Origin of the sequence: Streptomyces lincolnensis (genome assembly GCF_021173675.1) — a bacterium.
Lineage (GTDB): Bacteria > Actinomycetota > Actinomycetes > Streptomycetales > Streptomycetaceae > Streptomyces > Streptomyces lincolnensis_B.
The window spans coordinates 56,426-68,917 of record NZ_JAIHON010000017.1 but is presented as its reverse complement, the minus strand read 5'-3'; the positions used below and the strand labels follow the sequence as shown (position 1 = coordinate 68,917).

Annotated in this window: 11 protein-coding genes and 1 riboswitch; of the genes, 9 read left to right on the top strand and 2 right to left on the bottom strand. The window is 70.4% G+C overall.

Translation table 11 applies throughout. The features are described from left to right. Positions 1-76 precede the first annotated feature (76 nt). The 3 genes from K4B79_RS39330 (at position 77) to sugE (ending at position 1,297) form a co-directional block, all read left to right on the top strand. Entirely contained in the window at positions 77-406 is a 330-nt protein-coding gene (locus tag K4B79_RS39330; RefSeq protein ID WP_067433449.1) for a DUF3618 domain-containing protein, read from the top strand. A gap of 55 nt (positions 407-461) precedes the next feature. Beyond that, on the top strand, positions 462-818 hold the full coding sequence (locus K4B79_RS39325) for a GroES family chaperonin (protein WP_232032220.1): 357 nt from the start codon (positions 462-464) through the stop codon (positions 816-818). Positions 819-875: 57 nt separating this feature from the next. Continuing rightward, positions 876-945: riboswitch (guanidine-III (ykkC-III) riboswitch) on the top strand. A 31-nt stretch (positions 946-976) separates the two neighbouring features. Beyond that, positions 977-1,297 (top strand): quaternary ammonium compound efflux SMR transporter SugE, encoded by a 321-nt coding sequence (gene sugE / locus K4B79_RS39320; protein WP_232032219.1) that lies wholly within the window; start codon positions 977-979, stop codon positions 1,295-1,297. A gap of 21 nt (positions 1,298-1,318) precedes the next feature. On the opposite strand, the gene K4B79_RS39315 is transcribed toward sugE, so the two are convergent. Continuing rightward, positions 1,319-3,736, bottom strand: a complete 2,418-nt coding sequence (locus tag K4B79_RS39315) for a transglycosylase domain-containing protein (RefSeq protein ID WP_232032218.1) — start codon at positions 3,734-3,736, stop codon at positions 1,319-1,321. A gap of 295 nt (positions 3,737-4,031) precedes the next feature. On the opposite strand from K4B79_RS39315, the gene K4B79_RS39310 reads away from it, so the two are divergent. From K4B79_RS39310 to K4B79_RS39295, 4 genes are all read left to right on the top strand, one after another. Beyond that, positions 4,032-4,832 (top strand): ABC transporter permease, encoded by an 801-nt coding sequence (locus tag K4B79_RS39310; RefSeq protein WP_232032217.1) that lies wholly within the window; start codon positions 4,032-4,034, stop codon positions 4,830-4,832. Beyond that, positions 4,825-5,718, top strand: a complete 894-nt coding sequence (locus tag K4B79_RS39305; RefSeq protein ID WP_374208571.1) for an ABC transporter permease — start codon at positions 4,825-4,827, stop codon at positions 5,716-5,718. Before K4B79_RS39310 ends, K4B79_RS39305 begins: the two co-directional genes overlap by 8 nt. Before the next feature lie 2 nt (positions 5,719-5,720). Next, positions 5,721-6,692: an ABC transporter ATP-binding protein gene (locus tag K4B79_RS39300; RefSeq protein ID WP_232032216.1), complete on the top strand. Its 972-nt coding sequence runs from the start codon at positions 5,721-5,723 to the stop codon at positions 6,690-6,692. Between the two features lie 68 nt (positions 6,693-6,760). Then, positions 6,761-7,603 carry a DUF1707 SHOCT-like domain-containing protein gene (locus K4B79_RS39295; protein ID WP_232032215.1) on the top strand — a complete coding sequence of 281 codons (843 nt, stop codon included), beginning with the start codon at positions 6,761-6,763 and terminating at the stop codon, positions 7,601-7,603. A 22-nt stretch (positions 7,604-7,625) separates the two neighbouring features. On the opposite strand, the gene K4B79_RS39290 is transcribed toward K4B79_RS39295, so the two are convergent. Further along, positions 7,626-8,960, bottom strand: coding sequence for an SGNH/GDSL hydrolase family protein (locus K4B79_RS39290; RefSeq protein ID WP_232032214.1), 1,335 nt, complete (start codon positions 8,958-8,960; stop codon positions 7,626-7,628). A 212-nt stretch (positions 8,961-9,172) separates the two neighbouring features. On the opposite strand from K4B79_RS39290, the gene K4B79_RS39285 reads away from it, so the two are divergent. Together K4B79_RS39285 and K4B79_RS39280 are read left to right on the top strand one after the other, a co-directional pair. Further along, the gene (locus K4B79_RS39285) at positions 9,173-10,552 is read left to right on the top strand and encodes a DUF445 domain-containing protein (RefSeq protein WP_232032213.1); all 1,380 of its coding nucleotides are present in this window, start codon (positions 9,173-9,175) and stop codon (positions 10,550-10,552) included. Positions 10,553-10,678: 126 nt separating this feature from the next. After that, on the top strand, positions 10,679-12,133 hold the full coding sequence (locus K4B79_RS39280; RefSeq protein WP_232032212.1) for an MFS transporter: 1,455 nt from the start codon (positions 10,679-10,681) through the stop codon (positions 12,131-12,133). Positions 12,134-12,492: the final 359 nt, after the last annotated feature.

Below are 12,492 nucleotides of genomic sequence, written 5' to 3'. Positions count from 1 at the left end.
GGGTCCTGACAGTGCGTGCGCGGCCGGAACTGACAGACTGTGCGGGACACACAGCAGCGACTTCGGAGGCCCCACCGTGGCGGACACGTCGGACATCAGAACCCCGGCGCAGATCGAGGCGGACATCAAGCGCCGCCGCGAAGTGCTGGCCGAGACCCTCGACGAACTCGGGGTGCGGGTGCACCCCAGGACGATCGTGGGCGACGCCAAGGCGAAGGTGGTGTCCAATATCGATCACACGCTCGGACGTGCCTACGTCGGCGTCAACCGGGTCGTCAGCGATGTGAAGGCCCAGTTCGTGGACGAGGAGGGCGCCCCGCGGCTGGAGCGGGTCGTGCCGGTCGCCCTCGTCGCCGTGGGCCTGGTGGGTCTGCTGGCCCTCGGCACCCGGCGCCGCAAGGGCTGAACCGGGGGCGACCCGGCAGCGTACGGACGCGCCGAAGACAGGTAGGTTCAGGGGCGTGAGCGCCAACAGAAACGACCACAGCACCCAGCACGACAAGCTGCCCATCCGGATGTTGCACGACCGTGTACTCGTGCGGCAGGAGACCGGCGAGGGTGAGCGGCGGTCGGGCGGGGGCATCCTGATTCCCGCCACCGCGGCGGTCGGCCGTCGGCTGGCCTGGGCCGAGGTCGTCGCGGTGGGCCAGAACGTGCGGACGGTGGAGCCCGGCGACCGGGTCCTGTTCGATCCGGAGGACCGGGCCGAGGTGGAGGTGCGCGGCATCGCCTACGTGCTGATGCGCGAGCGCGACCTGCACGCCGTGGCCGCGGACCGCTTCGAGGGCTCCGAGGACTCGACCGGGCTGTACCTGTAGAACACAGGCGAAAGGGGCTGGTGACCGTTGTCACCGGCCCCTTTCGGCTGTGCTTTTGCTATCTTCGAAGGAGCCCGACGAGACGCGCCGTACCGGGTCCTCGCAGTATCGGCAAAGACGACGCACCCCTTGTGACTTCTGTTCTCGGAGGTGCCGTCATGGCCTGGGTCCTGCTCGTCGTCGCCGGTCTGCTGGAGGTGGGCTGGTCGGTCGGTATGAAGTACACCGACGGCTTCACCCGGCTCGTGCCGAGTCTGCTCACCGGTTCCGGCATCGTCGCCAGCATGCTGCTGCTGTCGTACGCCACCCGCTCCCTGCCCATCGGGACCGCCTACGGCGTGTGGGTGGGGATCGGGGCGGCCGGTGCGGCGGTGGTCGGCATGGTGGTGCTGGGGGAGCCGGCCACCGCCGCCCGGATCTTCTTCGTGTGCCTGCTGCTGGTCGCCGTGGTGGGCCTGAAGGCGACCTCCGGGCACTGACCGGTCAGCAGCCGAAGACGGTCAGGGGCTCAGCTGGCGTCGGGTGCCGAGTTGGGGGCCCGGGCCCACGGTCGTGCCGCCCTGTTGGGTGCCGTCGGTCGTGCCGCCGCCGTTGGTGTCCCCGGTGGTGCCGCCGTCCGTCGTCGTTCCCCCGTCGGCGGTGCCGCCGTCCGTCGTGGTGCCGCCGTCGGTGGTCGTGCCGCCGTCCGTGGTGGTGCCGCCGTCGGTGGTCGTCCCGCCGTCGGTGGGGTCTCCGGTGGTGCCGCCCGTCGTCGTGGTGTCGCCGGTCGTGCCGCCCTGCTGCCCGCCGTCGGTGGTGCCGCCGCCCGTGGTGTCCCCGGTGGCGGCGCCGCCGTCCTGGCCGCCCGTGGTCGGGTCCGCCGGGGCGTCGGTGCTCGGCGCCTGGGACTGCTCGGCGCCCGGCTGGAGCTGGAGGTCGAAGTCGGTGACCGGCTCGCCCTTGAGGGCCTCCTTGGTGAACTGCGCCCAGATGTCGGCCGGGGCGCCGCCGCCGTTGATGCGGGGCAGGCCCATGGCGCCGTAGAGCGACTTGTGGGCGCCGGTGACCGGGTCCTGGCCCATCACGGAGACGACGGTGGCCAGGTCGGGGGTGTAGCCGGCGAACCAGGCGGCCGTGTCCTCCTCGGCGGTGCCGGTCTTGCCCGCGGCGGGGCGGCCGGCGGCGAGGGCGGCGGTGGCGGTGCCGTTCTCGACGACGCTCTGGAGGACCGAGGTCGTGGTGTCGGCGGCCTCGCGGCTGATGGCCTGGCGGGTCTGCCGCTGGGGCAGTTCGACGGTCTGCTTGCCGTCCTTGGTGACCTTCGAGACCAGGGTGTACGTGCCGTGCCGGCCGTGGTTGGCGAGCGTGGCGTAGGACTCCGCCATGTCCAGGACGCTGGCGGTGTTCACGCCGAGCGCGATGGACGGGGTGGGGGTCAGGTCGGGGGTGTCGGACGGGATGCCGAGGTCGATCGCGGTCTGCTCGACCTTGTCGGAGCCGACGTCGACGGCCATCTGCGCGTACACCGCGTTGACGGACTGGTCGGTGGCCTCGCGCACGGTGATGTCGCCGTAGTTGTGCTGGTCCTCGTTCTCGGGGGCGTAGCTGCCGCCGGTCCAGCCGACCACGGGCCGCTTGTTGGTGCCGTCGTAGATCGTGTTCGGGGTGATGACGGTGCCGTCCTGCGTCTCGGAGTGGTTCTGGACGGCGGAGGCGAACACGAAGGGCTTGAAGGTGGAGCCGACCTGGAAGTCCCGGCGGGTGGCGTTGGGCGTGTACTGCTTGACGTAGTCGATGCCGTTGTACATCGCGACGACCTTGCCGGTCTTCGGGTCGACGGCGGCGCCGCCCGCGCGGACGTAGTTGTCGACCTTGTTGTTCTTCTTGTCCAGCTTGGAGATCAGCTGGTCGTTGACCGCGTCGACGAAGGCGTCCTGCTTGTCCTTCTCCAGCGTGGTGGTGATGCGGTAGCCGCCCGCGTTGAGCTCGTCCTTGTCGACGATCTTGTTGTCGGTGAGGTAGTCGTTGATCACCTGGACGATGTAGCCGCGCTGCCCGGACAGACCGGTGGAGACGGTGGCCTCCCTGGGCATCGGGAACTTCAGGCCGGCGCGCTCGGACTGCGGGAGCCAGCCCTGCTTGACCATGCCGTCCAGGACGTAGTTCCAGCGGGCCTCGGCCGCCGACCTGTTCTCCGGGTGGGCGACGACGTCGTACTCGCTGGGCGCGTTCACCAGGGCGGCGAGATAGGCGCCCTGGGCGGCGCTGAGGTCCTTGGCCTCGACGCCGTAGTAGGCCTGCGCGGCGGCCTGCATGCCGTAGGCGTTGCGGCCGAAGAAGCTGGTGTTGAGGTAGCCCTCGAGGATGTGGTCCTTGGACTCGGTGCGGTCCAGCTTGATCGAGATGAAGAACTCCTTCACCTTGCGGGTGACGGTCTGTTCCTGCGCCAGGTAGTAGTTCTTCACGTACTGCTGGGTGATCGTGGACCCGGACTGCTTGCCCTTGCCGGTGGCGGTGTTCCAGCCGGCGCGGAGCATGGCCTTGGGGTCGACCGCGGACTCGCTGTAGAAGTCGCGGTCCTCGGCGGCCAGGACGGCGTGCTGGGCCGCCTTGGAGATCTGTGCGAGGGGGACGCTCTCGCGGTTGACCTTGCCGTCGCGGGCGATCTGGCTGCCGTCGGCGTAGAGGTAGACGTTGCTCTGCTTGGTGGCCAGGGCGTTGGCGGCCGGGATCTTGACCATGGAGTAGCCGAGGAAGAACAGGCCGACCACCAGCAGGACGCCGAGGACGAAGGTGCCGAGCACCATCCGCCAGGTCGGGATGACGCGTCGCCAGCCGGTGCGCCTGGGTCGCTTGGGCTTCTTGCCCGATGCTGCGGCGGCCGCTTCCGGCTCTCTGGGTGCCCAGCCCTCGGTCGGCTGCTGCGGCTCGTCGTTCATGTCGTGCACGGACTCCTGTTTCGCGTCGTACGTTCCCGTACGACCTCGTACGCCATCTACGCCCCCGTATGAAGACTGTCCCATCCTGCGATCAGTTCCCTGACCTCGGCACGCGTCCGCGGAGCGGGAAGCGGGACGACGGGGGCCCGGTGGAACAGCCATACCGTCCGAGAGGGCCCGGCGGAAAATCCGTGGCGCCCTCCTCGGCCCGCCCACTAGGCTCCTGCGCTTCGGTGCCGGGCGGCCCCTGCCGCTCCTTCGGTGGTGTTGGTGCAGGTGAGGAGGGCGGTTTGCCGTGGGTTCGGCGCGGTTGTACGCGGCCGTGGCGGCGGGCGGATTCCGGCGGTACGCGACCTATCGGATGGCGACGGCGGCGGGAATCTTCACCAACACCGTCTTCGGTGTGATTCTCGTCTACACCTATCTGGCGCTGTGGGACGAGCGTCCCCATCTCGGGGGCTACGACCAGGCGCAGGCCGTCACCTATGTCTGGCTGGGCCAGTGCCTGTACTCGACGCTCGCCATCCAGGGCGGCGGCGCGGAGAAGGACCTGATGGAGCGCATCCGCACGGGTGAGATCGCCGTCGACCTGTACCGGCCGGCCGATCTCCAGCTGTGGTGGCTGGCGAGCGATCTGGGCAGGGCGCTGTTCCAGGTGCTGGGGCGGGGTGTGGTCCCCTTCGCGTTCGGCGCGCTGTTCTTCCCGACGGCGCTGCCCTCGGACGTCACCGTCTGGGCGGCCTTCTCGGTGACGCTCGTCCTGGCGATGGTCGTCAGCTTCGCGATCCGCTACCTGCTCGCCCTGAGCGTGTTCTGGATCATGGACGGCATGGGCGTCAGCCAGTTCCTGATGGTCACCGGCATCTTCTTCTCGGGTATGACCTTCCCGCTGAACGCCTTCCCGGAGCCGTTCGGCGACATCGCGCTGGTGCTGCCGTGGGCGGCCCAGATCCAGATGCCGGCCGACGTGCTGATGGGGGAGACCTCGCCGCTGACGGCGTACGCCTTCCAGGCCCTGTGGGCGGTGGTGCTGCTGACGGCCGGACGGCTGCTCCAGTCCGCGGCGACCCGAAGGGTGGTGGTCCAGGGTGGCTGAGACGCTCGGAACGTCCCCGGGACCGGAAGGCTTCCGTACGTCCCCAGGACCGGAGGGCTTCCGTCCGGTCGAGGGCTCGCGTCTGGTCGAGGGGCTGCGGACCTACCGGCTGATCGCCGGGATGTGGGTGCGCTCCAGCATGACCTACCGCACCTCCTTCGCCGTCACCGTCCTCGGCAACCTGCTGGTGACCGGCCTGGACTTCGCGACGATCCTGCTGATGTTCTCCCAGGTCGACACGCTCGGCGGCTGGTCGCTGCCCGAGATCGCCCTCCTGTACGGCCTGTCGGCGACCGCCTTCGGGATCGCCGACCTGCTCCTCGGCTCGATGGACGTCCTCGGCGGCCGGATCCGCGACGGCTCCTTCGACACCCTCCTGGTGCGCCCCGCCCCGGTGCTCGCCCAGGTCGGCGCGGACCGTTTCGCGCTGCGCCGCCTGGGCCGGATCACCCAGGCGGTGGCGGTGCTGGGGTACGCGCTGGCCGCCGTCGACGTCGACTGGACCGTGGCGAAGGTGCTGCTGGTGCCGGTGATGGTGATCAGCGGTGCGGCGATCTTCTGCGCGCTGTTCGTGGCGGGCGCCGCCTTCCAGTTCGTCGCGCAGGACGCGGCGGAGGTGCAGAACGCGTTCACCTACGGCGGTACCACCCTGTTGCAGTACCCGCCCACCGTGTTCGGCAGGGACCTGGTGCGCGCGGTGACCTTCCTGGTGCCGCTCGCCTTCGTCAACTGGGTACCGGCGTCCTACGTGTTGGGGCGGCCGTACCCGCTGGAACTGCCCCAGTGGACGGCCTTCGCGCCCCCGCTGGTGGCGGCGGGCTACTGTGCGCTGGCCGGGCTGGCCTGGCGGGCGGGGCTCAGGTCGTATCGGAGCACGGGGAGTTGAGCGTGACAGAGCAGGCGTTCATCGAGGTGGACCAGGTCGAGAAGGTCTTCGACGTGCGCAGGAAGACCGGCTTCCTGAAGCGGGAGCGGCGCGAGGTGCGCGCGGTCGACTCGATCTCCTTCACCGTGGCGCGCGGCGAGATGGTCGGCTACATCGGGCCCAACGGCGCCGGGAAGTCCACGACGATCAAGATGCTGACGGGGATCCTGACGCCGAGCGCGGGCAGGCTGCGGGTGGCCGGGATCGATCCGTCCCAGGAGCGTACGCGGCTCGCGCACCGCATCGGTGTCGTCTTCGGCCAGCGGACCACCCTGTGGTGGGACCTCCCGCTGATCGACTCCTACAAGCTGATGCACCGCATGTACCGCATCCCCGACGCCCGTTACCGCGAGAACCTCGACCGGCTCGTCGAACTCCTCGACCTGCGCGACCTGTTGGACTCCCCGGTACGACAGCTCTCGCTCGGCCAGCGGATGCGCGGCGACATCGCGGCGGCCCTGCTGCACGACCCGGAGGTGCTCTACCTCGACGAGCCGACGATCGGCCTGGACGTCGTCTCCAAGGTCAGGGTGCGGGAGTTCCTGAAGGAGGTCAACGCCGAGCGCGGCACCACGGTCCTGCTCACCACCCACGACCTCCAGGACATCGAGCAGCTGTGCTCCCGCGTGATGGTCATCGACCACGGACGTCTCATGTACGACGGTCCCCTCGCCGGTCTGCACGAGGCCGGGGAGAGCGAACGCACCCTGGTCGTCGACCTGGAACGGGAGGTGCCGCCCATCGACGCCCCCGCACCCGCGCGCGTGGTGAAGGTCGACGGGCCCCGGCAGTGGCTGGCCTTCCCGGCCTCCGAGTCGGCGGCACCGCTGGTGGCGCGGATCGCGGCGGAGTACCCGCTGGTCGATCTGTCGGTGCGGGAGCCGGACATCGAGGCCGTGATCGCCAAGATGTACGCGGAGCGGGCGGGGGCGTGAGTTTGGGCGTAACAGTCAGGTGCCCGCGCCGCATAGTGTGCGGCGCTCCCAGCTCGTAGGCTGCTCGTATGACCGAGGATGCCCCGGAGCTGCGCGCCTCCGACGCCGACCGTGAACGAGTCGCCGAGGTTCTGCAGGACGCCCTCGCCGAGGGCCGGCTCGACATGGAGGAGTTCGAGGAACGCCTGGACGCCACCTACAAGGCGCGGACCTACGGCGAGCTGGCACCGATCACCCGGGACCTGCCCGACCACGCGGCGCCCAAGGTGTCGATGACCAAGGAGCCTGCGGCGAGCGGGAGTTGGGCCGGTCGGATCGTCGGCGGCGAGGGCTCGTCGAGCGGGGCCGTCGCCATCATGTCCGGGTTCCAGCGCAAGGGCCGCTGGACGGTGCCCAGGCGGTTCACCTGCTTCGCCTTCTGGGGCGGCGGCGAGATCGATCTGCGCGAGGCGAACTTCGCGGCCGGCGAGGTCGAGATCAACTGCATCGCGATCATGGGCGGGATGCAGGTCATCGTGCCGCCCGGCGTCGAGGTCCTGGTGCGCGGGATCGGCGTCATGGGCGGCTTCGACCACCGTGAGGAGGGCGAGCCGGGGGAGCCGGGCGCCCCGCGCGTCGTCGTGACCGGGTTCGCCTTCTGGGGCGGCGTCGGCGTCGAACGCAAGCTCACCCGGACCGAGCGGCAGCGGCTGAAGGCGGAGCGGCGGCAGGAGAAGCTGGAACGCAAGCAGTCCCGGCGGGAGCTGGGGGAGTTGGGGGAGCGGGGGGAACTGGGGGAGTCCTACCGGGACGACGTCCACGACGCCCACCGCCGGATGCTCGACGGCCACCACGACCTGATGCGCGAGCGCAGGCGGGAGCGGCGCGAGGAGCGGGAGGAGCGGGACCGGCGGCGGCACGGGGAGCACTGACGGTCTCTTCCGCGCCTTCGCCTCACAGCTCGGCCGGTGCTCCGCCCTTCAGGTCGTTCAGGTCGAACACGGAGGCCATCCGCTCGTAGCCCCGGTCGCTGGGGTGGAGGTTGTCGCCCGAGTCGTAGTCCGGGCGCAGGGCACGCGGGTCGTAGGGGTCCCGTACCGCCTTGTCGAAGTCCACGACGGCGTCGTAGACCGTGCCCGCGCGGATCGCCGCGTTGATCGTCCGGCGTACGTCCTCCCGGGCCTCGGTGTGGCCGCGGTGGCCGCCGAAGGGCATCAGGGTGGCGCCGACGACCTTGATGCCGCGCGCGTGGGCCTGGCGGACCAGGTCGCGCAGCCCGGCCAGGATCTTGTCGGGGTCGGCGAGGCCGCGGTTGCGCAGGATGTCGTTGACGCCGAGGTCGATGACGACGACCTTGACGTTCGGCCGGCCGAGCACGTCCCGGGCGAAGCGGGTCAGGCCGGCTTCGTTCTCCGAAGGTCGTCCGAGGCCGCTGACCAGGACCTGGTTGCCGCCGATGCCCGCGTTGACGACGCTGTAGCGGGGCAGGTTCCGGCCCGCCGCGAGGGCGGTGCGCAGCCGGTCGGACAGGTAGTCCGGCCAGCGGTTGTTGGCGTTCAGGCTGGAGTTCTTGCCGTCCGTGAGCGAGTCGCCGAAGGCGACGACGGTGCCGACCGCCTCGTCGCTCAGCACGTCGAGGGCGGTCAGATAGCGCCAGTACTCGACCTGCCCGGTGTACGGCGTCCCGGTCACGTCCTCGGTGAGGTCGCCCTCGGCGACGTAGGAGGTCTGCCGGGCCGTCGGGTGGTAGGTGACCGGGCCGGCCGGGGTGGGGGAGTAGGTGGTGACCAGGACGTCGCTGTCCGCCGGGATCCGCAGGGCGACGGCGTCGCTGAGCACCTGCTGTCCGGGTGGGACGACGACCGTGGCGGTGCCGCCGAAGGTGAGCCGGCGCATGGAGTCCGCCGTCGCCGCCGCGGTCCCGGAGCCGGCGGCCACCGCGATCGAGGCGTGGGTGACGGTCAGCGGAGACTGGCCGTAGAGATTGGACAGCGTGATGCGGGCACTCGTACCGCCGACGCTCGTGTGCACGACGTTGCGGACGGAACGGCCCGCCAGGCCCTCGGTCTCGGTGCCGGGCTCGGCGCCGACCGGGGAGGCGGACCAGGAGCCGACCCAGACGCCGGTGGACACCGGGGCGGCGGGGTTGCGGGGGGAGCGGCCGCCGGACAGCGAGGCCCGGTCGTTCGTGCCGTCGTCGGTCGCCACTCCGACGTAGATGGCGGCGGACAGGGCCACGATCACGGAAACGATCGCGGCGAGCAGGGCGTAACCACGACGCCGGGTCATGCTGTGCTGTTCTCCTCGGGCGATGGGAGCCCGGGGCTCCGATCTGATGAGCTCATGATGCGCCATGAGCCTGGGGAAAACGGGCAGGACCCCGTCGCGTTCCCTCGACCGGACAGACGTCGGGAACTCTTGTTCCGTTCCGGGAGTCGGTCAGGAAGGGACAATGTGTGAGGGATCACCGAACGGTGGAGCGGGTGGAGCGAGTGGAACGGATGGACGATACGGAAACGGGATCAAGGGGTGAGGCCGCGCGGGCCTCGGGGGCTGCGCGGGCCTCGGGGGCTGCGGGGGCTGCGGGGGCTGGGCCCGCTGGTTTCGTGAATCGGGCCATGAACACCTTCAGCGCCGCCGATATCGAGAAGCAGCGTGGCGTGCGGCGGATGAAGCTCACGGCCGCCGGGCTGCTGCTGTTCGTGGCCGTCGTCTACGTCCTCGCCAAATGGGCCGCCCACGAAGGCGCCGGCGCTTGGACCGGCTATGTCGCCGCCGCGGCCGAGGCCGGCATGGTCGGCGCGCTCGCCGACTGGTTCGCCGTCACCGCCCTCTTCCGCCGTCCCCTCGGCCTGCCCATCCCGCACACCGCGATCATCCCCACCAAGAAGGACCAGCTCGGCGTCTCCCTCGGCGAGTTCGTCGGGGAGAACTTCCTCTCCGAGGACGTCGTACGGCAGCGGCTGCGGGCCGTCGGCATCGGCAGCCGGCTCGGTGCCTGGCTCGCCGAACCCGAGCACGCCGACCGGGTCACGGCCGAACTGTCCGCCGCGCTCAGAGGCGCGCTGACCGTGCTGCGGGATTCCGACGTGCAGGCCGTGGTGGGCGAGGCGATCACCCGGCGGGCCGACGCGCAGGAGATCGCGCCCGGCATCGGGAAAATGCTGGAGAAGGTCGTCGCGGACGGGGGGCACCGGCGGGCCGTCGATCTGATCGTCAGCCGTGCGCATGACTGGCTGGTGCTGCACAGCGACTCCGTGATGGACGCCGTTCAGGGCGGGGCGCCCGGGTGGACGCCCCGGTTCGTCGACAAGAAGGTCGGGGAGCGGGTCTACAAGGAGCTGCTGCGGTTCTGCGTGGAGATGCGGGACATGCCCTCCCATCCGGCGCGCGGGGCGTTGGACCGGTTCCTGACCGACTTCGCCTCCGATCTCCAGTCCGACACGGACACGCGCGCGCGTGTCGAGCGGCTCAAGGGCGAGGTGCTCGGGCGCGGTGAGGTCCAGGACCTGATCGCCTCCGCCTGGACCGCCGTGCGGTCGATGATCGTCTCCGCCGCGGAGGACGAGCGCAGCGAGCTGCGGCTTCGGGTGCGGGCCTCGCTGCTGTCCCTCGGTGCGCGGATGGCCGCCGATCCGAAGATCCAGGGGAAGGTCGACGGGTGGCTGGAGGGGGCGGCCGTGTACGTCGTCACCACCTACCGCCGCGAGATCACCTCCCTCATCACCGACACCGTGGCCGGGTGGGACGCCGAGCACACGACGAAGAAGATCGAGGCGAACATCGGGCGGGATCTTCAGTTCATCCGGATCAACGGCACGGTGGTGGGGTCTTTGGCCGGGTTGTTGATCTATACGGTGTCTCGGGCGCTGGGGGCGTAGGCGGGGTGTGGGTGTGGGCAGGTGCAGGCGGTCCCAGGCGTAGGCGGGTCCAGGTATAGGCGGGCGTAGGCGTGCAGGTCGGGGGAACCCGGCCCGGGTTCTCACTCGATGAGGAGGAGGGAGCCCATGACCACCGCGCAGGCCGAGACCGGCCGGACCGTCACCACCGACATCCCCGCCCGGCTCGACCGTCTCCCATGGTCGCGCTGGCACTGGACCATCGTCATCGGTCTCGGCACCGTGTGGATCCTCGACGGCCTCGAAGTCACCGTCGTCGGCAACATCGCGGCCCGCCTCTCCGAACCGGGGAGCGGGCTGCCGATCACCTCCGGGGAGGTCACCGGCATCGCGGCCGCGCTGTATGTGGCCGGGGCGTGTGCGGGGGCGCTGTTCTGGGGGCGGCTGACCGACAAGTGGGGCCGCAAGAAGCTGTTCATGATCACCCTCGCGGTGTATCTGGCGGCCACGGCTCTTACCTCGATCGCCTTCGACACCTGGTGGTTCTTCGCGTTCCGCTTCCTGACCGGGTTCGGGATCGGTGGTGAGTACGCGGCGATCAACTCCGCCATCGACGAGCTGATCCCCGCGAACTATCGGGGGCGGGTCGATCTGATGATCAACGGGAGCTTCTGGCTGGGGGCCGTCGGTGGGGCGCTGCTGTCGATCGTCGCGCTGAACACCGCGATCTTCCCGGCGGACGTGGGCTGGCGGCTGACCTTCGCCCTCGGTGCCGTGCTCGCGCTGGTGATCCTTCTCGTACGGCGGCACGTGCCGGAGAGCCCGCGGTGGCTGCTCATCCACGGGCGCGACGAGGAGGCGGAACGCATCGTGTCCTCGATCGAGACGCGGGTGGAGGCGGAGCGCGGGGAGGCGCTGCCGGCGGCCGAGGGGTCGATCACCATCCACCAGCGCCGGAGCGTGTCGTTCGTCGAGATCGGCCGTACGGTCTTCTCCGACTACCGTCGGCGGGCGGTCCTCGGGTTCTCGCTCTTCATCGGGCAGGCGTTCCTCTACAACGCGATCACCTTCGGCTTCGGCGCGATCCTCACGACGTTCTACGACGTCCCGGCGGACCGTACGGGTTATTACTTCGCCGTGATAGCGGTGGGCAACTTCTGTGGTCCGCTGCTACTGGGGAAACTGTTCGACACGGTGGGCCGGAAGATGATGATCTCGTCCACCTACCTCCTGTCCGGCCTGTTGTTGTTCGGCACGGCGTGGCTGTTCGACCGGGGTTCGCTGAGTGCGAGCACGCTGACGGCGTGCTGGTGCGCGGTGCTGTTCTTCGCCTCGGCGGGGGCGTCGAGTGCGTACCTGACGGTCTCCGAGGTCTTCCCCATGGAGACCCGCGCGATGTCCATCGCCTTCTTCTACGCCATCGGCACCGCCGCCGGCGGCATCAGCGGCCCCCTCCTCTTCGCCGACCTCACCGGAACCGGCCACGTCGGCGACACCGTCCTCGCCTTCCAGATCGGCGCCACCCTCATGTGCGCCGCCGGCCTCGTCGCGGCACTCCTCGCCGTCCACGCCGAACGCCGCTCCCTGGAAGACATCGCCAAGCCCCTCACCGCCACGGCCTAATGCCTGCGGCGCGCTGTGCGGCTTCGGTGGGGGTGCGCGTAGCGCCTACGGTTGTGGGGTGGGTCGGGGCCGGGTCGGGGGGTCTCCGTCCTCGGTCCGGCGGAACTGTTCCGGCAAGAGGTCCTGCGTGTCGGACGCCGGCCGCTGCGGGCGGACACCCCCCGCCCCGTCCCCTTCCCGCCGTGGGCGGCCCGGGTGCCTCATGTCGCCGGGCGACCGCAGCTTGCTCAGGGGCGCGGGGCTGTATCGATGTGCGGCTCCGCCGCGTGGGCGCGACCAGCCACAACGCACCCGCACTCGCCCTACGACCGCACGCGGCACCCCCCCATGGGCGCACGGCACCCGCACCCACCTAAGGG

Coding starts and splice junctions, on each gene's coding strand:
- K4B79_RS39285 (WP_232032213.1), top strand. CDS start 9,173: ATGGACGATACGGAAACGGGATCAAGGGGTGAGGCCGCGCGGGCCTCG.
- K4B79_RS39315 (WP_232032218.1), bottom strand. CDS start 3,736: ATGAACGACGAGCCGCAGCAGCCGACCGAGGGCTGGGCACCCAGAGAG.
- sugE (WP_232032219.1), top strand. CDS start 977: ATGGCCTGGGTCCTGCTCGTCGTCGCCGGTCTGCTGGAGGTGGGCTGG.
- K4B79_RS39290 (WP_232032214.1), bottom strand. CDS start 8,960: ATGACCCGGCGTCGTGGTTACGCCCTGCTCGCCGCGATCGTTTCCGTG.
- K4B79_RS39280 (WP_232032212.1), top strand. CDS start 10,679: ATGACCACCGCGCAGGCCGAGACCGGCCGGACCGTCACCACCGACATC.
- K4B79_RS39295 (WP_232032215.1), top strand. CDS start 6,761: ATGACCGAGGATGCCCCGGAGCTGCGCGCCTCCGACGCCGACCGTGAA.